The organism is Streptomyces sp. NPDC002776 (assembly GCF_053592195.1).
Window position 1 is genome coordinate 313,518 of sequence record NZ_JBSFVG010000006.1, and the last position, 23,889, is coordinate 337,406.

A 23,889-nucleotide genomic window follows, 5' to 3' on the forward strand; every position below is an offset into this window, starting at 1 on the left:
CCGGACAGGGTACTGCATGATCAGAAAAATAGGGGGACGCGGTGGGAATTCTGTCCTGATTCCAGTCGTTGTTTCCATCGGAAGCAGGGCACCCGGGAGAGTGCCGGGCAACCAAGGACCACCCGCCAGCCCACCATCGCAAGGGAGCACGCATGGCAACCCGTGCCGTCGCCCGTCGTCAGTCCGCCACCGGCGGGACGACCGATGCGGCAAACAGTGTTCGCGCCCATGGCGGCGAGATCGCCGATCGCGACCTGGTCGGCATGTACCTCGACGAGATCGCGCGCACACCGCTGCTCGACGCCGCCAAGGAGGTCGAGCTGTCTCAGATCATCGAGGCGGGTGTGTTCGCGCAGCAGGTGCTCGACGGATACGAGGAGTCCAAGGCGGACGCCTCCCGTCAGGAGCTCGAGGCGCTGGTCGCCGAGGGGGAGCGTGCCAAGGACGTCTTCATCCGCTCCAACCTCCGCCTGGTCGTCGCCGTCGCCCGCCGCTACCCGCGCAGCGGACTGCCGCTGCTGGACCTGATCCAGGAGGGCAACGCCGGCCTGGTGCGCGCGGTCGAGAAGTTCGACTACCGCAAGGGCTTCAAGTTCTCGACCTACGCCACCTGGTGGATCCGCCAGGCGATCACCCGCTCGATAGCCGACCAGTCCCGCACCATCCGGCTCCCCGTCCACCTGGTGGAGGAGCTGGGCCGGATCCGGCGCGTGCAGCGCGAGTTCAACCGTGAGCACGGCCGGGACCCGGAGCCCACCGAGATCGCCGCCGAGCTGGCCACCACCCCGGAGCGCGTCACGGACGTCCTGGACTGGGCCCGCGACCCGGTGTCGCTGAACATGCCGGTGGACGACCAGGGCGAGACCCAGTTCGGTGACCTGCTGGAGGACACCTCCGCGGTGTCGCCCGAGCAGTCGGTGCTGACGCTGCTGCGCAGCGAGGAACTGGACGATCTGATCGGCCGCCTCGACCAGCGCACGGCCTCCATCATCAAGATGCGGTACGGCATCGAGGACGGCCGCGAGCGCACCCTGACCGAGGTCGGCAAGGAGCACGGTCTGACGCGCGAGCGCATCCGGCAGATCGAGAAGCACGCGCTGATGGAGCTGAAGAAGCTGGCCCGGGACACCGGGTTCGACGCCGCCGCCTGACCCGGAACGCGAGTCCGAGGGCGTGCGAACGCCTCCGGCGCGTACGCCGGGTGGCGAAAGACCGCGCAAACATGGCGCCGTAACGCCGCTTCAACTCCCGGGACCCTGGGAACAACCTTTCAGGGTCCAGGAGTTCGGTCCCCGCGATCCCCCCTCGCGGGCCCTCCTGAACCACAGTCCCGCCGTCACCCCCCCCCGGCGCCGGGACTCTCCCAAGCCGGACCTCGGCGCCCTCCCCCCCCTGGGCGCCGGGGTTCGGCTCTTTTCCGGGCGGGCAGGGCGCTCGACGGCAGGCGGGGCGTTCGACGGCAGGCATGCTGGAAGGCGGGTCACCCCGTACCTGAACCCCGGGGTGGCCCGCCGAATGGCAGATTGTGTCACAGAGGCATAGCCTGCCGAACGTGAGCAGCCCCACCCCAGCACCACACTCCGCCGCACCCCTCTCCCTGAGGGAACGGCGCAAGGCGGAGACCCGTATGCAGATCGCCCGCGCCGCGGCCGCCCTCTTCGTCCGGCAGGGCCTGCGGGCCACCCGCGCCGAGGACATCGCCCAGGCCGCCGGGATCGCCCCGCGCACGTTCTACCGGTACTTCGCCACCAAGGAAGAGGCCGTCGCCCCGCTGTACGCGGCGGGCGCCGAGCGCTGGGCGCAGGCGGTACGGCTTGCGCCCGCCGGACTGTCCGTGCCCGAGGCACTGGAACACGCGGTGCGCCACACCCTGACACCGGGGGTGGGGGTGTCGGCGTCCTCCTGGGAATGGGTGCGCACCCTCATCCGTCTCGCCGCCGCCAGCCCCGCGCTGGGCAAGGTGTGGGCGGAGGTCTGTCACGCCTCCGAGCGGACGCTGGCGGAGGCGTTGGGGGAGCGGCTCGGTCTTGACGGCGGGGACAACGTTGCCGGTCCTCCTACCGAGCTGCGGTTCGCGGCGGCCGTGGCGGGCGCGGCCGTACGGGTCGCCGTGGAGTCCTGGGCGGCGGGGGAGGCACGGCCGGAGGGAACCGAGGGTCCGGGCGCCCTGGCCCTGCGGCATCTCGCGGTGCTGCGGGACTTTCCGTGGGGGGAAGTGGCGGGGCGCGGGTGAGCCCGGTGGGGCGGCGCGCGTGAGTCCGGCGGGGCGGGGGCGGCCGTAGGCAGCCGTACACTTCAGGTTTTCGCCGCCGTAGCAGCAGCCGTGCGCGTCAGGCCTTTGCCGCCCTGCTCAGGCGCCCGCCCAGTTCCCGTACGCAGCGCACCAGTTCCGCGGGTTCGTGCACGGTGAACTCGCAGTCGGCCATGGCCAGCCGTACCGCCATCCACTCCACCGCGTCGCCGGTCGTGGCGCGCAGGCGGCAGCTGTTGTCGTCGACCGGCTCCGGGGTGCCGAGCCACTGGGGCAGGCGGGCCGCGATGTAGGAGGCGGGGGCGGCGAAGGTGACCGCGATCTCGTAGGTCTCCTGGCGGCGGTACATGGACTGGCGCAGATACTCCGCGGCGCTGCCCGTCGGCAGCTCCCGGGGCGTGAAGCGGGCGCCCGTCGCGAAGGGGTCGCTGACCCGGTCGACGCGGAAGGTCCGCCAGTCGTCGCGGTCGAGGTCGTAGGCGACGAGGTACCAGCGGCGGCCGGTGGAGACGAGGCGGTACGGCTCGGTGAGGCGGCGGGATTCCGTGCCGTCGCCCGCCCGGTAGGCGAACCGCAGCCGCTCCTGGCCGGCCACCGTCGAGGCCATCACGGTCAGGGTCTCCGGTGCGATGGACGCGCCGTCGCCGCTGGTCAGCGGGGTGGTCGCGGCCTGGAGGGTGGCGACGCGGTGCCGGAGCCGACTGGGCAGGACCTGCTCCAGCTTGGCGAGCGCCCGGACGGACGCCTCGTCGACGCCCTCCACCGCGTGCCCGGCGCCGGCGCGCAGACCGACCGCGATGGCGACCGCCTCCTCGTCGTCGAGGACGAGCGGCGGCATCGCCTTGCCCGCGACGAGCCGGTAGCCGCCCTCGGAGCCCTTGGTCGCCTGCACCGGATAGCCGAGTTCGCGCAGCCGGTCGATGTCCCGCCGGACGGTGCGCCGGGAGACCCCGAGCCGGTCGGAGAGCTCGCCGCCGGGCCATTCGCGGGGTGTCTGGAGGAGGGAAAGGAGCTGAAGGAGCCGGGCCGGGGTGTCTGTCGTCATGCGTCCGAGGATGCCGCAGAACTAGGACATGATCTGACCTACTCGGGATCTAACTTCTTCCACATGACCCAAGAGACGACACCCGTCGGAGACAAGCGGCGCTGGTTCGCCCTGGCGATCGTGATGACCGCCGCGTTCATGGACCTCGTCGACGTCACGATCGTCAACATCGCGATCCCGTCGATCCAGCACCACGACGGTGCCACCGACAGCCAGATCCAGTGGATAACCGCCGGATACGCCCTCGCCTTCGCGGCGGGCCTGATCACCGGCGGCCGCCTCGGCGACATCCACGGCCGCAAGAAGCTGTTCCTCATCGGCATCGGCGGCTTCACCCTCGCCTCCGCGCTCTGCGGCTTCGCCGCGAACCCGGAGATGCTGGTCGCCTCCCGCATCCTCCAGGGCGCGATGGCGTCGCTGATGGTGCCGCAGGTGCTGTCGATCGTGCACGCCACCTTCCCGGCGCACGAGCGCGGCAAGGTGTTCGGCCTGTTCGGCGCGGTCGTGGGACTCGGCGCGGTCAGCGGTCCGTTGCTCGGCGCCCTGCTCACCGAGTGGAACCTCTTCGGTCTGGAATGGCGCCCGATCTTCCTGATCAACCTGCCGGTCGGCATCGCCGGCCTGATCCTCGGCAGCCGCTACATCACCGAGTCCAAGGCGGCGAAGGCCCCCCGGCTCGACCTGGTCGGCGTGGGCCTGGTGACGCTCGGACTGCTGATGCTGCTCTACCCGCTGACCCGCGGCCGTGAGCTGGACTGGCCGCTGTGGGGGTATGTGTCGATGGCCGGCGCGCTCGTCGTGCTCGGGGTGCTGGTGGCCTTCGAGAAGCGCAAGACGGCACGGGACGGCTCCCCGCTGATCGAGCTGTCCCTGTTCAAGGTGAAGAGCTTCGCGGCCGGTATCGCCGTACAGACCGTGTTCGGGGTCGCTCTCGGCATCTTCTTCCTGGTGTGGACGCTGTACATGCAGCTGGGCCTGGGCTGGGGCCCGATGAAGGCCGGGCTGACCGGGGTGCCGTTCTCGCTCGCGGTGTCCACGGCGGCGGGTCTGTCGGTGCAGAAGCTGGTGCCGCGCTTCGGGCGCAAGGTGCTCCAGGCGGGTGCGCTGGTGATGGGGCTGGGCGTCCTTGTCTACCTGTGGGAGTCCGAGCGGTACGGCCTCGGCATCGAGCCGTGGCAGATGGCGCTTCCGCTGGCCGTGATGGGCGTCGGCATGGGGCTGATCGTCGCTCCGCTGACCGACGCGATCCTCTCGGAGGTGCCGCGCGAGCACGCCGGTTCGGCGTCCGGGCTGCTCAACACGGTGCAGCAGATGGGTTACGCGGTGGGCCTCGGGCTGGTGTCGCTGGTGTTCTACGGCGTGCTCGACGACCGGCTGGGTGCCGGGAGCGCCGCCGGACCGGCCTTCGTGGACGCGTTCCAGAATGCGCTGGGGTGGGTGGCCGGGGTGATGGCCGCGATCTTCCTGCTGATGTTCGTGCTGCCGCGGCGGCCCGCGCAGCACCTGGAGGGAACGGACGGGACGGAACTCGTGGGCGATCGGGACGAGGTGAAGGAGCCGGTGCCCGTCGCCTGATCCGGCGGAGTTCGAACCCGGTACTGGGACCAAGGGCCCCGCGCTTCGGCGCGGGGCCCTTCCTCGTGCCCGACGATGCGCGTCCCCCCTCAAGTCCTTTCGCGCCCCGCTTCCCAAGTCCGTTCATGCCCGAATCGCGCCCGAACCTGTTTACTTTCCCGAAATCACGGCGTAGTGTCCGGCGAAACCACAAGTTCGGGCACTGGTCGGAGGCGAACGGACATGTACGCACCGGAGCGGCAGCAGGAGATCCTCCGGATCGCCCGGGACGGCGGCCGGGTCGACGTGCTGTCGCTGGCCGAGGAGTTCCAGGTGACGGCGGAGACGATCCGCCGGGACCTGAAGGCGCTGGGCCGGGCGGGCCTGCTGCGCCGGGTGCACGGCGGCGCGATCCCGGTCGGCCGCCTCGACTTCGAGCCGGACCTCGCCGAACGCGAGTCCACGGCCGCCGACGAGAAGGACCGCATCGCCAAGGCCGCCCTGGCCGAACTGCCGGCCGAGGGCACGATGATCCTCGACGCCGGTACGACGGTCGCGCGGCTCGCGGGTGCCGTCCCGCTGGAGGCCTCGCTCACCGTCGTCACCCACAGCCTGCCGATCGCGGCCCGCCTGGCCGACCACCCCGGCATCCAGCTCCATCTCGTCGGGGGGCGCGTACGGCACCGTACGCGCGCCGCCGTGGATGCCTGGGCGCTGCGGGCGTACGGCGAGATCCGGGCCGATGTCCTCTTCGTGGCGGCCAACGGCTTCTCCGCCGAGCACGGTCTGACCACCCCCGACCTCGCCGAGGCCGCGGTGAAGCGCGCTGCGGTGGCAGCGGCCCGCCGGGTGGTGCTGCTCGCCGACTCCGCCAAGCACGGCCAGGAGCACTTCGCCCGCTTCGGCGACCTGAGCGATGTGGACCTGCTGATCACCGACAGCGGGCTGAGCCCCGACGACGCCGCCGCCATCGAGCGCGGCGGCACGGAAGTAGTGCGCGCATGATCCTCACCGTCACCCCGAACCCGTCCCTGGACCGCACCTACGAGGTCCCGGCCCTGGAGCGCGGCGAGGTCGTCCGCGCCACCGGAGAACGCATGGACCCGGGCGGCAAGGGCGTCAACGTCTCGCGTGCCGTCGCCGCCGCCGGACGCCGCACGGTGGCGGTGCTGCCCCTGGGCGGTGCGCCCGGCGCGGTCGTCGCCGAGCTGCTCGCCGTGCAGGACATCGAGGTCACCGCGGTGCGGATCGCCGGAGCCACCCGCTCCAACATCGCGCTCGCGGAACCGGACGGGGTGCTCACGAAGATCAACGCGCCGGGTCCGGAACTCACGGCCGCGGAGCAGGAGCTGCTGCTGGAGACGGTGCGGGAGCAGTCGCGGGACGCGGACTGGATCGCGTGCTGCGGCAGCCTGCCGCGCGGTCTCGCCCCGGCCTGGTACGCCGATGTCGTCGCGCGGGCGCACGCGGGAGGCGCGCGGATCGCCCTGGACACCTCGGGTCGGGCGCTGCTGGAGGCGCTGCGGGAGCGGCCCGACGTGGTGAAGCCGAACGCCGAGGAGCTCGCCGAGGCGGTCGGCCGGCCCCTGTCCACGGTGGGCGATGCGGTGAAGGCGGCCGAGGAACTGCGTGGGATGGGCGCGGGCGCCGTGCTCGCCAGTCTGGGCGCGGACGGACAGCTGCTGGTGGACGGCGCGGGCACCTGGTTCGGCAGCGCGCGCGTGGACGTGGTGCGCTCCAACGTCGGCGCGGGTGACTCCTCGCTCGCCGGCTTCCTGATCGCGGGCGGCAGCGGCCCGGAGGCGCTGGCGTCCGCCGTGGCGCACGGCGCCGCCGCCGTACAGCTGCCCGGCAGCGTGATGCCGTCGCCGGGCGACCTGGACCCGTCGGCCGTCACGGTCACCGCCGAGGTGCCGGTGAACCGGGTACTGAAGGAGCCGGTGTCATGACGTACGCACCGCTCACGCCTCGCGCACCGGCTACGAAGTGGCGAGGGGCCCCGTTACTCGCCTCCGTCCCCGCCACCCCCTTCCCCCACTGCACCCCCGTCCCCACCCTCGCCCACCCCACTTCCCGGGCGACACGCGTGCGAAGGAGCCCGCGATGAGCGACCTCATCACCGCGGACCTGGTCGATCTCGACCTGGCCGCCGACACCAAGGAAGCGGCGGCCCGTGCCCTCGCCGAGCGCATGGTGGCCCTGGGCCGGGTGACCGACCTCGACGGCTTCCTCGCCGACGTCGCCGCCCGCGAGGCGCAGATGCCGACCGGCCTCGAAGGCGGCATCGGCATCCCGCACTGCCGCAGCGAGCACGTCACCGAGCCGACACTCGCCTTCGGGCGCAGCGCGGCGGGCGTCGACTTCGGGGCGGCGGACGGTCCGGCGGACCTGATCTTCCTGATCGCGGCACCCGCCGGCGCGGACGACGCCCACCTGACGATCCTGTCCTCCCTGGCGCGCCGGCTGATGAACGCCGCTTTCACGGACGCCCTGCGGGCAGCGCGGGAGGCGGAGTCGGCGGCGGCGCTGATCCGGGGGGATGAGGTGGCGTCGACTCCGGAGGCCATCGGAGCGACCGAGGCATCGGGGGCGCAGGCTGTGGCTGACGGCGCCTCAAAGGGTGCGCGGGGCGCGGAGGGGAGCGCACGCGGCGCGGGCGATGCGGACGGCGGCGTGAACGGCGTGGGCGGCGGCGTGAACGGTATGGGCGGCGCAGGCAGCGCGGGCGGCGGCGTGCACGGCGCAGGCAGCGCAGAGCAGAGCGTGCACGGCGCAGACGGCGCGGAAGAGAGCGCGAGCGGCGTGGAACAGAGCGTGGGTAGCGCGAGCGGGGGCACGCCCGGCGCGCACGGCGGCGCCAAGGACTCCGCTGCGGTGCCGGTGGCGGCCTCCGCCGGCACCGCAGCGGTCAGCACCGACCCGGCACCGGGTGCGGACGCCGAGAGCGGCACCGCCCCCGGTGGGCGCCCCTTCCGTATCGTCGCCGTCACCTCCTGCCCGACCGGCATCGCGCACACCTACATGGCGGCCGAGTCCCTGGAGAGCGCCGGGCGCGACGCGGGCGTCGAACTGGTCGTCGAGACGCAGGGCTCGGCCGGATTCGCCCGGCTCGACCCGGCGGTCATCGCGGCGGCGGACGGCGTGATCTTCGCGCACGACGTGCCCGTACGGGAGAAGGACCGCTTCACGGGCAAGCCGACCGTCGACGTCGGCGTGAAGGCGGGCATCAACCGCCCCGCCGAACTCATCGCCGAGGTCCGCGAGAAGGCGGCGCGCGGCGAGGTGAGTGCCGGGGCGCCCGCGGGCACGGGCACGCCGGTCGAGCGCGCCGGTGAACCCGGCGAGGGCTACGGCACCAAGCTCCGCACCTGGCTGATGACCGGCGTCAGCTACATGGTCCCGTTCGTCGCCGCGGGCGGCCTGCTGATCGCCCTCGGGTTCGCCATCGGCGGCTGGGAGATCAACAAGGCTCCCTCGGTCATGGACCACTTCACCTGGACCCAGGTCGACAGCTGGGGCGCCCTGCTCTTCCAGATCGGCGGCGTCGCCTTCGGCTTCCTGGTCCCGGTCCTGGCCGGGTACATCGCCTACGGCATGGCGGACCGGCCGGGTCTGGTCCCCGGCTTCGTCGGCGGCGCGATCTCGCTGACCATCAACGCGGGCTTCCTCGGCGGCCTCGCGGCCGGTCTGATCGCCGGCGCGGTGGTGATGGCGATCCAGCGGGTGCGGATCCCGCCGGTGCTGCGCGGCATCATGCCGGTGGTGGTGATCCCGCTGATCTCCACGCTGATCGTCGGCTTCCTGATGTTCGTGGTGATCGGCAAGCCGATCGCCGAGGCCCAGCAGGCCATGACGGACTGGCTGGACGGTCTCTCCGGCACCAACGCCGTCCTCCTCGGCGTCCTGCTCGGCCTGATGATGTGCTTCGACCTCGGCGGCCCGGTCAACAAGGTCGCCTACGCCTTCGCCACGGCCGGTATCGCCGTCGCCGACCCCAGCGACTCCGCGATGCAGGTCATGGCCGCGGTGATGGCCGCCGGCATGGTCCCGCCCCTGGCGATGGCGCTGGCCACCACGGTCCGCGGCAAGCTCTTCACCCGGACCGAGCGCGAGAACGGCAAGGCCGCCTGGGTCCTCGGCGCCTCCTTCATCTCCGAGGGCGCCATCCCGTTCGCGGCGGCCGACCCGCTGCGCGTCATCCCGGCCTCCATGGCGGGCGGCGCGGTCACCGGAGCGCTGTCGATGGCGTTCGGCGCCACCCTGCGCGCCCCGCACGGCGGCATCTTCGTGGTCCCGCTGATCGGCAACCCGCTGCTGTACCTGGTCGCCATCGCGGCGGGCGTCTGCGTCACCACCGCGCTGGTCGTCGTCCTCAAGGGCATGCGCAGGCCGGTCCCGGGCACGGCGCCCACGGAGCCCGGCACGGCGCCGACGAGCGCGGAGTCGAAGCAGCCGGTGGCCGCCTGAGGACACCGGGTCGCCCCTATTGGGGAGCTGTGAGTGGTTCACGGCACCTGCGAGATACGTCACGGTCCGGGGTCAAAGTCCCGGACCGTGGTGTGTACTGGGCCGCATGCCTGAGCACGTCTCGATCTACCAACTGCTGGGCGTGGGCCTGCTCGTCCTGCTGACGGTCACCTGGGTGATCGGCCTCGCCCGCGTCCTGCGCGCCGTCCGCGCGAGCGCCGCCCCGTGGCCCGCCGGCCCCGCCCTGCCCGCCCTCCCGCACCAGCGGCAGGCGCCCCCGCAGCTGGAGTCGGTACAGCTCACCCCGGCCGAACAGGACGCCTTCGCGGGCCTGGTACGGCAGCTCAGCGACGGACGCTGAACACCCGCGTCCGTTACGACACCTGCGCCGCCCGGCGCTCCATCGCGTCCCGCGCCGCGTCCTCGCTGACGTACACCTCGCACATGTGCCGCCCGTCCGGCGTCGCCGTGTGCTCGACCTCCCACAGGGAGATCTCCCTGCCGTCGCGCAGCAGGAAGGCGTGCTCGTAGAGCGAGAAGCCCAGCCCGGCGCGCCCCGCGCGGCACGGGCGTCCGAAGGCCTGGGTGATCTGGTGCGCGAACGCCGTGGCCAGCAGCGCGGCGGTCGCCGCGTCCGGCCGGTCAGTGTTCTCCGCCCGGCGCAGCAGCCGGCGCGCGTGGTCGGCGGAGTCGTCCGTCACATAGGCGTGGCGCGGCGCGTGCACCGGCGACAGCTGCACCGTCACCGGCAGCTCGAAGTCCGGGGCGTCCGGCGGCAGCGGCAGCCGTCCGGTCGCCGCGCGCAGCTCCTCCTCGTCGGCGTACACCTCGTGCTGCGGCATGCTGCCCCGCGCGGTGTTGTGGACCAGCTCCCACAGGGTGAGCGCCGAGCCGTCGGCGAGCAGCCAGGTGTGCCGGTACGTCTCCCGGTGCCGTCCCGCGCTGTGGTGCGCGGAGTGCAGCGAACTGTCGTGCGCCAGCGCGCAGTCGAGCCGCCGTATCACCTCGTCGGGCAGCTCGAACGAGTTCAGGGCACGGCCGAGCAGTCGCGCCAGGTGCTCCTCCGGAGACTCCGGCGACTCATGGGATTCGTACGCTGCCGTCTCGTACGGAACGCTCAAGGTTTCTCCCGGCGTTGCTGCATGTCACCTTGTGGGTGCATACCGTAGCCCCTCGGTCGGACATCATGTCCGGGAACCGAGAAAACGTACGCACGTAAAACGCCCGGGCCGCCCGGACGGTTCCCACATGCCCTTACGAACCATCAGAACACCCTGCTCAGGCGGCACTTCCCGCGGTCCACTCGCTCCACGGCATGTTCCATCCGTTGAGGCCGTTGTCCGGCGCCACCGACTTGTCGGGGGAGTTCTTCACGATCACCACGTCGCCGAGGAGCGAGTTGTCGAAGAACCACTTCGCCGGCGTGTCGCTCTGCGCGCCCCGCACGTCCTGCAGCCCCACGCACCCGTGGCTGGTGCCCTGCCGCCCGAAGGGCGGGTTGGCCTTGTTGTACCAGTAGTTGCCGTGCAGGAAGGTCCCCGAGGTCGTCAGCCGCATCGCGTGCGGCACGTCCGGGATGTCGTAGGCGTCGGCGAGATTCACCGTCTGGCTGTTCATCCGCGTCTTCACGAGCTTCTCGGAGATCACCATCTGCCCGTTGTACGTCGGGAACTCCGCGCTGCCCGCCGAGATGGGCACCGACTTGAGCGTCTTGCCGTCCCGCACGACCGTCATGGTCTGCGTGTCGACGTCCACTGTGGAGACCTGCGAGCGCCCGATGGTGAAGGTCACCGTCTTCTTCTGCACCCCCTGGACGCCGTTCGCGCCCTCGACCCCGTCCAGGTCGATCTTCATGGTGACCTTGGAACCGGCCTTCCAGTACTCCTCGGGCCGGAAGTCGAGCCGCCGCTCCCCGAACCAGTGGCCCACGACCTTCTGCCCGCTGCTCGACGTGACCGTGATCCCCGACCGCACGGCCTTCTTCTCGCTGATCGCCTTGTCGAAGGTGAACGACACCGGCATCCCCACACCCACCGTCGTGCCGTCGTCCGGCGTGTATGTCCCGATGAAGCTCTTCTCCGGCGTGACCGTGGTGAAGCTGGAACCGGCCGCGACGCTCTTGCCGTCCGCGTCCTTCGCCTTCGCCGATATCTCGTACTCGGTCCCGCGCTCCAACTGCTCCTTCGGCTTCCAGCTCGCGCCGTCCGCCAATATGGCCCCTGGCACGGCCTCCCCCGTATCCGCCTCCGTCATCCTCACGTCGGTGAGCTCGCCGTCACTGACCTTCACCCGGGTCGAGTTGATCGACGCGTCCGACGAGCCGTCCTTCGCCGAGATCACTATCTTCGCGGCCGACGTCCTGGCGGAGTCCCCGCCCTTGCCGTCCTCGTTCTTGGCGTCGGCGCTGCTGCCGCAGGCGGTGAGGCCGAGCGCGCCGGCCATCAGCGCGGCACAGGTCCCCAGTACGCGCCGTGCTGCTTTGTCCGGCGTTGTCACAAGCTGCTCCAAGTTCGCGTGATGTGCGTGATCTGATCCGGTGCGTGCAGAGAGAGGGAATCCGCGAGGGGTCGGGTTCCCTCCCCGCGCGGTGAACGCCATCACGTGACAGAACCGCGACATTCACGGGCGGAGGTGGTGGAGCGGGAGCACCTCGCGCCGCTCAGGCCCCCACGGCACCACTCCCGTACAGCTCCCCGTACGACGGCCATGCCCCACCCGGCCCGTCCACCGACTCCGCGGCCCGCACCGCGCGGACGATCGCCCGCGTCACCACGTCCGCGCCCGCGGCGAGGATCTCGTTCAGCGCGAGCGGGTTCGCGGCGTCGAGCGGGCGGGCGCCCGTGGCCAGCGCGAACACCGTGTCGCCGTCGCTGAGCAGATGCACCGGCCGCACGGCGCGCGCGATGCCGTCGTGGGCGGTACCCGCCATCTTCTGCGCCTGCGCCTTGGAGAGGTCCGCGTCGGTGGCGACGACGGCGAGGGTCGTGTTCAGCGGGGGAGGTGCGTTCCTCGCCGAGACCTCGGCGAGCCGCCGCAGCGCGCTGCCGTGGACGCTTGCCTCGGGATACTCCACCCGCCCCTGGAACAACTCGCCGTACAGCACGCCCGTTTCCGGATCCATCGCTCCCCCCGCCGCGTTCGCCACCACCAACGCCCCGACGGTGACCCCCGACCCGAGCACCACGCTCGCCGTCCCCACCCCACCCTTCAGCGTCCCGACGACCGCCCCCGTCCCGGCCCCGACGCACCCTTCCCGGACAGGGGCGCCGGACGTACTCGCCGCGGCCTCCTCGACCGCCGCGCGCCCGATCGCCGCGTCCGGCCGGGCCCGGAAGTCGCCGCCCCGCCCCAGGTCGAAGACGCACGCCGCGGGCACCACGGGCACGACGTGCGCCGGATCCGGGCTCACGCGCACCCCGCGCCGCTGCTCCTCCAGCCAGGCCATCACCCCGGACGCCGCGTCGAGCCCGTAGGCGCTGCCGCCGGTCAGGACGATCGCCTCGACCTTCTGCACGAGGTTGCGCGGATCCAGCGCGTCGGTCTCCTTGGTGCCGGGTCCGCCGCCCCGCACATCGACCGAGGCAACGGCCCCGCCCTCCGGAGCGAGGACGACAGTGGTGCCGGTGAGCCAACCGCCACCGATGCGCGTCGCATGCCCCACCCGCACACCGGCGACGTCCGTCAATGCGTCAACTGTCATGGAGTCAGTGTCGTCCAGCCCGAGCCGGGTCGAACCCGCCGCACGCCGCCTCGGACCCGCCGCACGCCGACTCGGCGCCCGCGCGACGACGGGACCGCCACCAACGGCAGGCCCGCCATCACCGACACGACCACCACCGCCGACAGGGCCGTACCCTTGAGGTATGGACACCGCCCCCGACCCCGAGCGGCGTGAGCCGAAGGCCGCGCTGATCTTCGACGACCCGCTGGACCAGCAGTCCTCGGACGACACGGACAGCGGATGGGGCGAGCGGCCCGGCGCCGGCGGCGACAGCGCGGCCGACCTGAAGCGCTTCCTCGACGAGAAGCCGCCCCACCACCTCTGAACCCGGCCGGCCCCCGCCCGCAGGATCCCTGAGAGCGCCGCTACGACTCGTTGCGCCCCGACCCGCGCTGCGCGACCAACTCGTCGCGGATCTCCTTCAGCACCTCCAGCTCGGTCAGCTCGATGATCTCCTGGGTGCCTTCCTTCGACTTCCGGCGGGCCTCCTGACGGGCCAGGTACTTCGACATCGGCAGCACCATCAGGAAGTAGACGACCGCCGCGGTGATCACGAAGCTGAGCGCCGCCCCCAGGACCGAGCCCCACAGGATCATCACGCCGCTGGTGACCGAGCCGTCCGCCGCCTTCTCGCAGGGACCCTTCAGACACGAGCTGTAGCTGTCGAGGTTCTTGGTGCCGATCGCTCCGACGAGCGGGTTGATGACCCCCTTCACCACCGAGTTGACGATGTTGGTGAAGGCGGCGCCGATGACCACCGCTACTGCCAGATCGACGACGTTCCCGCGCATCAGGAAGGCCTTGAAGCCGTCCAGGACGCTCGGTTCCTTCTTCTCGATCACCTCGGGGACTCTCCTCGCACGCGCACGTTGTGGAACGGACCGCTCCGCAACCTACGTCAGGGCCGGGCCGATCTGTCCAGTCGGGTCGCGGGATCGTACGACGTGACAGGCAGTCACGCACCAGGCGGACCACACGACTCAGCACAGCGTCACCGCCAGCCGTGCCGTCGCGCCGGCGCCCACGAGCCGCGCCGCGGCGGAGCGCGGCACCGTCAGCACGACCAGCGCGCCGCTGTCGACTTCGTCGTCCAGGGGCTCGGGCACCTTCGTCACCCGCACCCCCCGTGCGACCACGCGCGCGCCTCCGCCCGAGGCCGTCTCCTCGGCGGCGATGACGTCCACCCGGTCACCGGGCCGCAGCAGGCGCACCGTCGCCCCGTCGGCGATCCGCACCGGCGCGGTCACCATCTCGACGGCGCGCCGCTCCCGTACGGGATCCGCCGCCGGATGCCCACGCGCCCGGTCCGTGTCCCGCGGGCCCGCCGCCACGAGCGCGGCGGCCGTGACGGCCAGCCCCGCGGCCACGGCCCGCCGTCGATGCCGTACCAGCCGGCGGAGTCGGAGCCGCCCGCCGCGCACCCGCACCGGCGCGAAGTGGGGCACCTCGCAGGTCGGAGGAGCGTCGGTGCCGAGCGGGCGCGGAGACAGAGGGGAGGGAGAGGGTGAAGGGGACTGACCGAGGGACATGGGGAGCCACCACCTGCCACGAGAGAACGGCTTGCGAGTCCACGATGTGGCTTCGCGCCGCCGCCCGCCGGGATCGGTGGACAACCGAGAGGCTGTGGACAACTCCCCCACCCGAACGGGAGGTTCCGCCCTGGCCACGCCGACCAGGAACGGATGTGGCCTCCGCCCACAGACACGCCCCGCGATTCCACAGCGGACCCACGCCCCGGGCCCTACGGCAGCTCGAACCCGGGATCCATCCCCCCGAGCGCGGACGTGCACAGACAGTCCCGCTCCTCGTTCGCGGGCAGCGCGGCCACCGCGTCGAACAACACACCCCGCAGCCGGTCCACGTTCGCCGCGAACACCCGCAGCACCTCGTCGTGCGAGACGCCCTCGCCGGTCTCGGCGCCCGCGTCGAGATCGGTGACCAGCGTCATCGACGTGTAGCAGAGCTCGAGTTCACGGGCGAGCGTCGCCTCGGGGTGACCGGTCATGCCCACCACCGACCAGCCCTGTGCCTGGTGCCACAACGATTCCGCACGGGTGGAGAAGCGCGGCCCCTCGATCACGACCAGCGTCCCGCCGTCCACCGGCTCCCAGTCCCGCCCGCGTGCCGCCTTCAGCGCGGCCGTCCTCGCGGCCGGGCAGTACGGGTCGGCCAGCGACACATGCACCACGTTGGGCATGGCGCCGCCGGGCAGCGGCAGCCCGTCGAAATAGGAGGCTGCCCGCGACTTCGTCCGGTCGACCAGCTGGTCCGGCACCAGGAGCGTGCCCGGCCCGTACTCCGGACGCAGACCGCCCACCGCGCAGGGGCCCAGCACCTGGCGCACCCCCACCGAACGCAGCGCCCACAGGTTGGCCCGGTAGTTGATCCGGTGCGGCGGCAGATGGTGGCCGCGCCCGTGCCGGGGCAGGAAGGCGACGCGCCGGCCGGCGATCTCGCCCAGGAAGAGGGAGTCGCTGGGGGGCCCGTACGGGGTGTCCACCTGGATCTCGGTCACGTCGTCCAGGAACGAGTAGAAGCCCGAGCCGCCGATTACACCGATCTCTGCGTTCGCCATGCGGTCACACTAACCGCCGTCCGCCCGCCGCCGAGAGGGGCCGCGGGAAACGCGGAGGACCCCACCGTCCGGTGGACGGCGGGGTCTTCGTGAGCGTTGTGCTACGCGGCGGAACTGCTGCTGGTCGAGGTGCCCGAACCCGACGACGTCGAGCTCGACGACTTCGCGTCCGACGACTTCGCGTCCGACGACTTCGCGTCCGAGGACGTCGACGACTTCGACGCCGGCGAGGTGCTCGACGAGGAGCCGCGGCTGTCGTTGCGGTAGAACCCGGAGCCCTTGAAGACAATGCCGACTGCGGAGAACACCTTCTTCAGGCGGCCACTGCAGTCGGGGCACTCGGTCAGGGCGTCGTCGGTGAACTTCTGCACCGCCTCGAGGCCCTCGCCGCACTCGGTGCACTGGTACTGGTAGGTCGGCACTGTCTTCCTCCTGGCACTCTCACTCAATGAGTGCTAACGACGATCCATAGTGACGTATTCCTCGGGATCAGTCCACCGTCACCGGCACTCGGTGACCGACGCCACGTGCGACGGTACGGCTTCGGGGGCGTGCCGCGAGCCGGGAACGCAGGGCCAGGAGCGTCGCCAGGGCGAGCAGCGTGCCGACCGTCGGGACCAGGAATCCGGCGCCGTCCCAGAAGCGGTCCTCCAGCTGTCCGGCGACCGTGACGGCGGCCGCCTGGCCGAGGGCCACCGCGCCGGTCAGCCAGGTGAAGGCCTCGGTGCGGGCGCCGGCCGGGACCAGGCCCTCGACCAGGGTGTAGCCGGTGATCAGGGCGGGCGCGATGCACATGCCGACCAGGAGGCCGAGGCCCGCCAGGACGAGCACCGAGTGCGCGGCCCACAGGCCGGAGGCGGCGAGCGCGAGGGCGGCGTAGCCGAGGACGAGGCGGCGCTGCGGGGCCACCTTCCAGGCGATGGCGCCGCAGGCGAGGCCGGAGATCATGTTCCCGGCGGCGAAGACGCCGTACAGGACGCCGTTCAGACCGGGCTCGCCGATCGACTCGGTGAACGCGGCCAGCGACACCTGCATGCCGCCGAAGACGGAGCCGATGCCGAGGAAGGTCACGATCAGCACGCGCACCCCGGGGATGCTCAGCGCGGAAACGCGCTGCACGCGTGCGTGCCCGTCGACGGTGACGGAGGGCTGCGTGCTCTTCTGCGCGGCGAACAGCAGGCCGCCGATCAGTGTCAGCGCGGCCTCCGTGACCAGGCCGGCGGCCGGGTCGACGGTGGTGCACAGCGCGGTGGCGAGCAGCGGGCCCATCACGAAGGTCAGCTCGTCGGTGACGGACTCGAAGGCCGCCGCGGTGGTCATCAGGGGCGAGCCCTGGAGCTTCACGCCCCAGCGCGCCCGGACCATCGGCCCGACCTGCGGAACCGAGGCGCCGGTGGGCACGGCCGCCACGAACAGCGCCCACAGGGGGGCGTCCGCCAGCGCGAGCGCGGTCAGGGTCAGACCCGCCAGCGTGTGCACCAGCACGCCGGGGATCAGGACGGGACGCTGCCCGTACCGGTCGGCGAGGCGCCCGGTGTACGGGGCGAACAGCGCCATGGAGACGCCGGTGACGGCCGCCACGGCGCCCGCGGCGCCGTAGGAGCCGGTGGTGTGCTGCACGAGCAGCACGATGGAGATGGTGAGCATCGCGAACGGCTGGCGTGCCGCGAAGCCGGGGAGCAGAAACGTCCAGGCGCCGCGGGTGCGCAGCAGCTGTCCGTATCCCGGGCGGGAGGAAGCCGGCGAGGTCGTCGACGGCTCGGTGGTGACCGTGGATTCCACGGCCCGTGCCTTTCTGCCGCCTGGTAGCGCGGCCCCGGTCAGGGGCGGTGCCGAGAGCTGTCCTCTTGCGCGGAACTGCGGTAGATACCGGCGCCACTGCGGGAGGGCGTCACGGCCGCCATACGGTCGCGCCAGCTCTGCGTCAGGCAGAGTTGGTTCGATCAAGGTGCGCCTTCATCGTACAGGGATCACCGGGTCGTGACCCTGTGAAAACGAGCACCACAGCGCCGGAGCGCCTGTGAATGAACGGGTGGGTGTGAAAAGTTTGAAATACACCTATACCGGACAGAGCGTCAACGATCGGGGGCGTCCCCGTTCGTCCCCAGCCACCCGGCCAGCTTGCCGCCCCGGCCCACCGCCCGCAGGCGCCGCTCGGCGGCGTCCCGCACCGGGTCGGTGGCGACCACGAGCAGTTCGTCCCCGCGCCGCAGCACCGTCGTGGGCAGCGGCACGAACGAGGTCCCCTCCCGCACCACCAGGGTGACGGCGGCGCCGCCGGGCAGCCTCAGCTCGTTGATCTCGACGCCGTGCATCTTCGAGCCCGGCGGGATCGCGACCGACAGCAGGTGCCCCCGCAGCCGCTCCAGCGGCGCGGACTCGATGCCGAGGTCGGCGGCGGCGTCCGCGTCCCCGCCCAGGTGCAGCTTGCGGGCGAGCCAGGGCAGGGTCGGGCCCTGGACCAGGGTGTAGACGACGACCAGGACGAAGACGATGTTGAAGATCCGGCGGCTGTCCTCGACGCCGCCGACCATCGGGATGGTCGCCAGGATGACGGGGACGGCGCCGCGCAGACCGGCCCAGGACATCAGCGTCTGCTCCTGCCACGGCACCCGGAACGGCGTGAGGCAGAGCACGATGCTGAGCGGGCGGGCGATCATCGTCAGCACCAGGCCGATGACGAGGGCGGGCAGGATGTCGTCGCCCAGTTCGTGCGGGGTGACCAGGAGGCCCAGCAGGACGAACATGCCGATCTGGGCGATCCAGCCGAGCCCGTCGGCGAACCCGCGGGTGGCCGGCCAGTGGGGCAGCCGGGCGTTGCCCATCACCATCGAGGCGAGGTAGACCGCGAGGAAGCCGCTGCCATGGGCCAGGGCGCCCGCCGCGTACGCGACGACGGCGATGGCCATGACGGCGATCGGGTAGAGGCCGGAGGCGGGCAGCGCCACATGGCGCAGGCCCCAGACGCCCAGCCAGCCCACCGCGATGCCGATGGCGGCGCCGATGGCCAGTTCCAGCAGTATCTCGCCGACCAGCACGTACCAGTGCTCGACGGGACCGGCGTGCGAGAAGGCGACCACAAGGATGACCACGGGTGCGTCGTTGAAGCCGGACTCCGCCTCCAGGGTGCCCGTCACGCGCGCGGGGAGGGGGATTTTCCGCAGGACGGAGAAGACCGCGGCGGCGTCCGTGGAGGACACGATGGCCCCGACGATGAGCGCCTGACGCCACTCGAGACCGGTCAGGTAGTGCGCGGCCGCCGCCGTCACGCCGACGCTCACCGCGACGCCCGCCAGCGCCAGCGCGGTGGCGGCGGGAAGGGCCGGCTTGATCTCCTTCCACTTCGTGCCCAGACCGCCCTCGGCGAGGATCACGACCAGGGCCGCGTACCCGATGACCTGCGTCAGCCCGGCGTTGTCGAACTTGATGTCGCCGATGCCGTCCTGGCCCATGGCGACGCCGATGCCCAGGTACACGAGCAGGCTGGGGAGCCCGCTGCGCGAGGAGATCCGGACCGCTGCGACGGCGACGAGCAGGACGAGCGAGCAGACGAGCAGGAGCTCGTTGAGGTCGTGGACAGTCAGCGGCCGTTCCCTTTCCCTGGCTCACGGGCACACGCGCGTGAGCTCCGTACATAGGACACGAAGTGGCGGACTCCGTACCCAACTACTTCGTTACCTTACCTAACTCTTGACGATTTCTTGACGCTTCGCCGGTCATGATCGAACGCTCGTCCTTCCTGGTTCCCCACTCCGCGTCAAGTGGCACCGGGCCCTGCGCCTATGGTTGCTCCAGCGCTCATTCGAAGTCACAGCCCCGCCTGCCGCTCGCGTTAGGACAGCAAGGACAGCGATGCCCCCCAACACCACCGCCTCTACGGGTCAGCAGCCCGGCAAGTCCGGCAGGAAGAAGGGGCGCAAAGCCCGTCTGATCGTGCTCGTGCTCGTGCTGGCCCTCATCGGGGGCGTCGCGTACGGGGCGTACTGGTCCATCAGTACCGTTCGCGCCTCCTTCCCGCAGACCAAGGGCTCGATCTCGCTCGACGGCCTGTCGGGCCCGGTCGACGTGAAGCGCGACGGCTACGGCATCCCGCAGATCTACGCCTCCTCCGACGAGGACCTGTTCATGGCGCAGGGCTACGTCCAGGCGCAGGACCGGTTCTACGAGATGGACGTGCGCCGTCACATGACGTCCGGGCGCCTGTCGGAGATGTTCGGCAAGAGCCAGGTCGACAACGACGAGTTCCTGCGCACCCTGGGCTGGGACCGGATCGCCAAGGAGGAGTACGACAGCAAGCTGTCGGACGCCACCAAGAAGTACCTCCAGGCCTACGCCAAGGGAGTCAACGCCTACCTGGCGGGCAAGGAGGGCAAGGAACTCTCCCTGGAGTACGCCGCCCTCGGTTTCGCCAACGACTACAAGCCCGCGCAGTGGACCCCGGTCGACTCGATCTCGTGGCTGAAGGCGATGGCCTGGGACCTGCGCGGGAACATGGAGGACGAGATCGACCGCGCCCTGATGACCAGTCGTCTGGGCCCGCAGCAGATCAAGGACCTCTACCCGCAGTACCCGTACGACCGGAACAAGGCGATCGTCCAGGAAGGCCAGTACGACGAGCTGACCGGGACGTACGGGCAGGGGAGCGGCACGTCCGACGGCACCGCAGGGGCTGGAACGCCCGCCGGGGACGCGTCCGCGGCCGGAACCTCGACGGACGGCACCGCGGGCCTGCAGAGCCAGCTCTCGGGCCTCTACGGCGTCCTGGAGGACCTCCCCACGGCCGTCGGCGTGAACGGCAACGGCATCGGCTCCAACTCCTGGGTCGTCTCCGGCAAGCACACCATCACCGGCAAGCCGCTGCTGGCCAACGACCCGCACCTGTCGGCGTCGTTGCCGTCCGTCTGGTACCAGATGGGCCTGCACTGCCGCAGCGTCTCCAGCAAGTGCCAGTACGACGTCACCGGGTACACCTTCGCGGGCCTGCCCGGTGTGATCATCGGCCACAACCAGAACATCTCCTGGGGCATGACCAACTCCGGTGTCGACGTCACCGACCTGTACCTGGAGAAGCTGACCGGCGAGGGCTACCAGTACGACGGCAAGGTCAAGCCGTTCACCACCCGCGAGGAGACCATCAAGGTCGCCGGCGGCAGCGCCAAGACGATCGTCGTCCGCGAGACCAACAACGGTCCGCTGCTCTCCGACCGCAGCGACGAACTGGTCAAGGTCGGCAAGAAGGCCGCCGTCGACACCTCGGCGCCCGACCGCGGCGACGGCTACGGCATCTCCCTGCGCTGGACCGCCCTGGACGCGGGCACCTCCATGGACGCCGTCTTCGCGATGAACCGGGCGGCGAACTGGAGCGACTTCCGCGCCGCGGCCGCCCTGTTCGAGGTGCCCTCGCAGAACCTGGTCTACGCCGACACCGAGGGCAACATCGGCTACACCCTGCCCGGAAAGATCCCCACGCGCGCGGAGAACGTCGACGGCTCGATCCCGCAGCCCGGCTGGGACTCCAAGTACCGCTGGACCGGCTACATCCCGCAGGGCGAGCTGCCCTTCGAGTTCAATCCCGCGCGCGGGTACATCGTCACCGCCAACCAGGCCGTGATCGACCAGGACAAGTACCCCCACACGCTCACCACCGACTGGGGATACGGCACGCGCAGCCAGCGCATCATCGACCTGATCAAGTCGAAGACCGACGACGGCGGCAAGATCTCCACCGACGACATGCGGCAGATGCAGCTGGACAACAGCAGCGAGATCGCCAAGCTGCTGGTGCCCAAGCTGCTGAAGATCGACATCGACGACAAGGACGTCCGCGAGGCCCAGAAGCTCCTGGAGGGCTGGGACTACACCCAGGACGCCGACTCGGCCGCCGCCGCCTACTTCAACTCGGTCTGGCGCAACATCCTCAAGCTCGCCTTCAGCCACAAGCTGCCCAAGGAAGTACGGGTCAAGGGCCAGTGCCTGTGGGTCGACCCGGTGAACACCACCGGTCCGGCGGACGAGACGGAGAAGGTCCGCGAGTGCGGCCAGCGCGACGCCGAGCAGGCCCAGCCGGACGGCGGCGACCGCTGGTTCGAGGTCGTCCGCACCCTGATGGACGACGAGAAGAGCGACTGGTGGACGACGCCGAAGTCGGGCACCCGCCCCAAGGCCGACAACCGTGACGAGCTGTTCGAGCGCGCCATGATCGACGCCCGCTGGGAGCTGACCGCCAAGCTCGGCAAGGACATCGACACCTGGAGCTGGGGCCGGCTGCACCGCCTGTTCCTGAAGAACCAGACCCTCGGCACCGACGGCCCCGGCTTCCTCCAGTACGTCCTCAACCGCGGCCCCTGGAAGCTCAGCGGCGGCGAGGCGGCGGTCAACGCCACCGGCTGGAACGCCGCGGGCGGCTACGACGTGGTCTGGGTGCCGTCGATGCGGATGGTGGTCAACCTCGGCGACCTCGACAAGTCGAAGTGGATCAACCTCACCGGCGCCTCCGGACACGCCTACAGCGCCCACTACACCGACCAGACGGACAAGTGGGTCGACGGCGAGCTGCTGGACTGGTCCTTCTCCGACGGCGCGGTCGACAAGAGCACGAGCGACACCCTGGTCCTGAAGCCATGAGCGGCGGCCGGTGAACGGACGGAAGGGCGCTCAGGGCGCCGGGAAGCGGCGTACGCGCGTCGGCGTCACGACCGCGTGCACCGGCCGGTCGTGCGGCTCCGCCGGGACGTGCTCGACGACCTCCGTGTCGTACAGCAGCACCACCAGCGCCGGGTGCGCGTCCGCGCGCTCCAGGCGGGCGAGCACCCGGTCGTAGGAGCCGCCGCCGCGGCCCAGGCGCATGCCGCGCGCGTCGACCGCGAGCCCGGGCAGCAGCACCACGTCCGCGGTGGAAACGGCGTCGGGTCCGAGACGTTCCCCGGACGGCTCGAACAGGGCCATCCGGCCGCCGTGCCGGACCCGCGCGAGGGAGCCGTCGCCGCTGTACGCGCCCCAGTCGAGGTCGTTGTCGGGCAGGAGCGCGGGGAGCAGGACGCGCACGCCCCGCGCGCGCAGCGCGTCCAGCAGCGCCGGCGTGCCCGGCTCGCTCCCGACGGAGACGTACGCCGCCACCGTGCGCGCCTGCGCCAACTCGGGCAGCTCCAGCGCGCGGCCCGCCAGCGCGACCGCCGACTCCCGCAGGTCATCGGCCGTCAACCTGTTTCTCACCGCGAGGAACTCTCGCCGCAACGTTCGCTTGTCAGGCTCAGCCGGACGTCCGATCTGACGCAATGGTCGTACCCGTACCCTTTCAATACGCTCATATGAGAGCTAATTAACCGGAGCCACAGATTCACTACAAAGGCACCGGATAAGGTTGCGCGCATGACTCAGTCGCACCCTCGGATCAGCAAGGCTGTCATCCCCGCAGCAGGTCTCGGCACCCGGTTCCTGCCGGCCACCAAGGCCACTCCCAAGGAGATGCTGCCGGTCGTCGACAAGCCGGCGATCCAGTATGTGGTCGAAGAGGCCGCCTCGGCGGGCCTCGACGACGTCCTCATGATCACGGGCCGCAACAAGCGTGCCCTGGAGGACCACTTCGACCGCAACTACGAGCTGGAGTCCGCCCTTCAGAAGAAGGGCGACGCCGGCCGGCTCGCCAAGGTGCAGGAGTCCAGCGACCTCGCGACCATGCACTACGTGCGCCAGGGCGACCCCCGGGGTCTCGGCCACGCCGTGCTGTGCGCGGCCCCGCACGTGGGCGACGAGCCCTTCGCCGTCCTCCTCGGCGACGACCTCATCGACCCGCGCGACCCGCTGCTCAAGCGGATGGTCGACGTCCAGGAGCAGCACGGCGGCAGCGTCATCGCGCTCATGGAGGTCGCTCCCGAGCAGATCCATCTCTACGGCTGTGCGGCCGTCGAGCCCACCGAGGACGGCGACGTCGTCAAGGTGACCGGCATGGTGGAGAAGCCCGATGCCGCGGACGCCCCGTCGAACTACGCGATCATCGGCCGGTACGTCCTCGACCCGCACATCTTCGGCATACTGCGCAAGACCGAGCCCGGTCGCGGCGGCGAGATCCAGCTCACCGACGCCCTCCAGCAGCTCGCCGAGGACGAGAAGGTCGGCGGCCCGGTGCACGGCGTCGTCTTCAAGGGGCGCCGCTATGACACCGGTGACCGTGGCGATTACCTGCGTGCCATTGTCAGACTCGCATGCGAACGTGAAGACCTGGGCCCGGACTTCCGGACCTGGCTTCGCCGTTACGTAGCCGAGGAGATGTAGCCACT

21 protein-coding genes are annotated in these 23,889 nt (G+C 71.2%); 10 read left to right on the forward strand and 11 right to left on the reverse strand.

Features of this window, described 5'->3' with window-relative positions; genetic code table 11:
* Positions 1–152 precede the first annotated feature (152 nt).
* Both ACWD11_RS15635 and ACWD11_RS15640 read left to right on the forward strand, forming a co-directional pair.
* Positions 153–1,151, forward strand: a complete 999-nt coding sequence (locus ACWD11_RS15635) for a sigma-70 family RNA polymerase sigma factor (RefSeq protein WP_389418251.1) — start codon at positions 153–155, stop codon at positions 1,149–1,151.
* 401 nt (positions 1,152–1,552) lie between these two features.
* A complete protein-coding gene (locus tag ACWD11_RS15640; protein ID WP_389418252.1) occupies positions 1,553–2,233 on the forward strand; it encodes a TetR/AcrR family transcriptional regulator in 681 nt (226 codons plus the stop codon).
* A gap of 97 nt (positions 2,234–2,330) precedes the next feature.
* Here ACWD11_RS15640 and ACWD11_RS15645 read toward each other — a convergent pair whose 3' ends face one another.
* Positions 2,331–3,296, reverse strand: coding sequence for a helix-turn-helix transcriptional regulator (locus ACWD11_RS15645; protein WP_451283455.1), 966 nt, complete (start codon positions 3,294–3,296; stop codon positions 2,331–2,333).
* A 63-nt stretch (positions 3,297–3,359) separates the two neighbouring features.
* On the opposite strand from ACWD11_RS15645, the gene ACWD11_RS15650 reads away from it, so the two are divergent.
* From ACWD11_RS15650 to ACWD11_RS15670, 5 genes are all read left to right on the forward strand, one after another.
* Positions 3,360–4,871: an MFS transporter gene (locus ACWD11_RS15650; RefSeq protein WP_451283457.1), complete on the forward strand. Its 1,512-nt coding sequence runs from the start codon at positions 3,360–3,362 to the stop codon at positions 4,869–4,871.
* Between the two features lie 222 nt (positions 4,872–5,093).
* Entirely contained in the window at positions 5,094–5,855 is a 762-nt protein-coding gene (locus ACWD11_RS15655) for a DeoR/GlpR family DNA-binding transcription regulator (protein ID WP_451283459.1), read from the forward strand.
* Positions 5,852–6,799, forward strand: coding sequence for a 1-phosphofructokinase (gene pfkB / locus ACWD11_RS15660; RefSeq protein ID WP_389418256.1), 948 nt, complete (start codon positions 5,852–5,854; stop codon positions 6,797–6,799). Before ACWD11_RS15655 ends, pfkB begins: the two co-directional genes overlap by 4 nt.
* 154 nt (positions 6,800–6,953) lie before the next feature.
* The gene (locus tag ACWD11_RS15665) at positions 6,954–9,317 is read left to right on the forward strand and encodes a PTS fructose transporter subunit IIABC (RefSeq protein ID WP_451283461.1); all 2,364 of its coding nucleotides are present in this window, start codon (positions 6,954–6,956) and stop codon (positions 9,315–9,317) included.
* A gap of 106 nt (positions 9,318–9,423) precedes the next feature.
* Entirely contained in the window at positions 9,424–9,678 is a 255-nt protein-coding gene (locus ACWD11_RS15670) for a hypothetical protein (RefSeq protein WP_389418258.1), read from the forward strand.
* A 13-nt stretch (positions 9,679–9,691) separates the two neighbouring features.
* On the opposite strand, the gene ACWD11_RS15675 is transcribed toward ACWD11_RS15670, so the two are convergent.
* The 3 genes from ACWD11_RS15675 to ACWD11_RS15685 all read right to left on the reverse strand — a co-directional run bounded on the left by ACWD11_RS15675 (position 9,692) and on the right by ACWD11_RS15685 (position 13,017).
* Positions 9,692–10,438: a DUF6227 family protein gene (locus ACWD11_RS15675; protein WP_389418259.1), complete on the reverse strand. Its 747-nt coding sequence runs from the start codon at positions 10,436–10,438 to the stop codon at positions 9,692–9,694.
* 157 nt (positions 10,439–10,595) lie between these two features.
* A complete protein-coding gene (locus ACWD11_RS15680) occupies positions 10,596–11,813 on the reverse strand; it encodes a L,D-transpeptidase (protein ID WP_451283463.1) in 1,218 nt (405 codons plus the stop codon).
* 163 nt (positions 11,814–11,976) lie between these two features.
* The gene (locus ACWD11_RS15685) at positions 11,977–13,017 is read right to left on the reverse strand and encodes a P1 family peptidase (protein WP_451283465.1); all 1,041 of its coding nucleotides are present in this window, start codon (positions 13,015–13,017) and stop codon (positions 11,977–11,979) included.
* Positions 13,018–13,180: 163 nt separating this feature from the next.
* Here ACWD11_RS15685 and ACWD11_RS15690 point away from each other — a divergent pair, with 163 nt between their 5' ends.
* Positions 13,181–13,363: a hypothetical protein gene (locus ACWD11_RS15690; protein WP_389418262.1), complete on the forward strand. Its 183-nt coding sequence runs from the start codon at positions 13,181–13,183 to the stop codon at positions 13,361–13,363.
* Between the two features lie 40 nt (positions 13,364–13,403).
* Here the strand turns inward: ACWD11_RS15690 and mscL are convergent, their stop codons facing one another.
* From mscL to ACWD11_RS15720, 6 genes are all read right to left on the reverse strand, one after another.
* On the reverse strand, positions 13,404–13,880 hold the full coding sequence (mscL, locus tag ACWD11_RS15695) for a large conductance mechanosensitive channel protein MscL (protein WP_389418263.1): 477 nt from the start codon (positions 13,878–13,880) through the stop codon (positions 13,404–13,406).
* 138 nt (positions 13,881–14,018) lie between these two features.
* Positions 14,019–14,567, reverse strand: coding sequence for a hypothetical protein (locus tag ACWD11_RS15700; RefSeq protein WP_451283468.1), 549 nt, complete (start codon positions 14,565–14,567; stop codon positions 14,019–14,021).
* 212 nt (positions 14,568–14,779) lie between these two features.
* Positions 14,780–15,613, reverse strand: coding sequence for an S-methyl-5'-thioadenosine phosphorylase (locus ACWD11_RS15705; RefSeq protein ID WP_389418265.1), 834 nt, complete (start codon positions 15,611–15,613; stop codon positions 14,780–14,782).
* A 101-nt stretch (positions 15,614–15,714) separates the two neighbouring features.
* A complete protein-coding gene (locus tag ACWD11_RS15710; protein WP_451283470.1) occupies positions 15,715–16,035 on the reverse strand; it encodes an FmdB family zinc ribbon protein in 321 nt (106 codons plus the stop codon).
* Positions 16,036–16,102: 67 nt separating this feature from the next.
* Positions 16,103–17,395, reverse strand: a complete 1,293-nt coding sequence (locus ACWD11_RS15715) for an MFS transporter (RefSeq protein WP_389418267.1) — start codon at positions 17,393–17,395, stop codon at positions 16,103–16,105.
* Positions 17,396–17,688: 293 nt separating this feature from the next.
* Entirely contained in the window at positions 17,689–19,197 is a 1,509-nt protein-coding gene (locus ACWD11_RS15720; RefSeq protein ID WP_451283538.1) for a potassium/proton antiporter, read from the reverse strand.
* Positions 19,198–19,465: 268 nt separating this feature from the next.
* Here ACWD11_RS15720 and ACWD11_RS15725 point away from each other — a divergent pair, with 268 nt between their 5' ends.
* Positions 19,466–22,237 (forward strand): penicillin acylase family protein, encoded by a 2,772-nt coding sequence (locus tag ACWD11_RS15725; RefSeq protein WP_389418268.1) that lies wholly within the window; start codon positions 19,466–19,468, stop codon positions 22,235–22,237.
* Between the two features lie 30 nt (positions 22,238–22,267).
* Here ACWD11_RS15725 and ACWD11_RS15730 read toward each other — a convergent pair whose 3' ends face one another.
* The gene (locus ACWD11_RS15730; protein WP_389418269.1) at positions 22,268–22,888 is read right to left on the reverse strand and encodes a 5-formyltetrahydrofolate cyclo-ligase; all 621 of its coding nucleotides are present in this window, start codon (positions 22,886–22,888) and stop codon (positions 22,268–22,270) included.
* 93 nt (positions 22,889–22,981) lie between these two features.
* Here ACWD11_RS15730 and galU point away from each other — a divergent pair, with 93 nt between their 5' ends.
* A complete protein-coding gene (gene galU, locus ACWD11_RS15735) occupies positions 22,982–23,884 on the forward strand; it encodes a UTP--glucose-1-phosphate uridylyltransferase GalU (RefSeq protein WP_389418270.1) in 903 nt (300 codons plus the stop codon).
* Positions 23,885–23,889: the final 5 nt, after the last annotated feature.

Bases quoted from the DNA above. Each gene is read 5' to 3' on its own strand.
- ACWD11_RS15635 (WP_389418251.1), top strand. From the start codon at position 153: ATGGCAACCCGTGCCGTCGCCCGTCGTCAGTCCGCCACCGGCGGGACG.
- ACWD11_RS15645 (WP_451283455.1), bottom strand. From the start codon at position 3,296: ATGACGACAGACACCCCGGCCCGGCTCCTTCAGCTCCTTTCCCTCCTC.
- ACWD11_RS15650 (WP_451283457.1), top strand. From the start codon at position 3,360: ATGACCCAAGAGACGACACCCGTCGGAGACAAGCGGCGCTGGTTCGCC.
- ACWD11_RS15655 (WP_451283459.1), top strand. From the start codon at position 5,094: ATGTACGCACCGGAGCGGCAGCAGGAGATCCTCCGGATCGCCCGGGAC.
- pfkB (WP_389418256.1), top strand. From the start codon at position 5,852: ATGATCCTCACCGTCACCCCGAACCCGTCCCTGGACCGCACCTACGAG.
- ACWD11_RS15665 (WP_451283461.1), top strand. From the start codon at position 6,954: ATGAGCGACCTCATCACCGCGGACCTGGTCGATCTCGACCTGGCCGCC.
- ACWD11_RS15670 (WP_389418258.1), top strand. From the start codon at position 9,424: ATGCCTGAGCACGTCTCGATCTACCAACTGCTGGGCGTGGGCCTGCTC.
- ACWD11_RS15685 (WP_451283465.1), bottom strand. From the start codon at position 13,017: ATGACAGTTGACGCATTGACGGACGTCGCCGGTGTGCGGGTGGGGCAT.
- ACWD11_RS15690 (WP_389418262.1), top strand. From the start codon at position 13,181: ATGGACACCGCCCCCGACCCCGAGCGGCGTGAGCCGAAGGCCGCGCTG.
- ACWD11_RS15700 (WP_451283468.1), bottom strand. From the start codon at position 14,567: ATGTCCCTCGGTCAGTCCCCTTCACCCTCTCCCTCCCCTCTGTCTCCG.
- ACWD11_RS15705 (WP_389418265.1), bottom strand. From the start codon at position 15,613: ATGGCGAACGCAGAGATCGGTGTAATCGGCGGCTCGGGCTTCTACTCG.
- ACWD11_RS15725 (WP_389418268.1), top strand. From the start codon at position 19,466: ATGCCCCCCAACACCACCGCCTCTACGGGTCAGCAGCCCGGCAAGTCC.
- galU (WP_389418270.1), top strand. From the start codon at position 22,982: ATGACTCAGTCGCACCCTCGGATCAGCAAGGCTGTCATCCCCGCAGCA.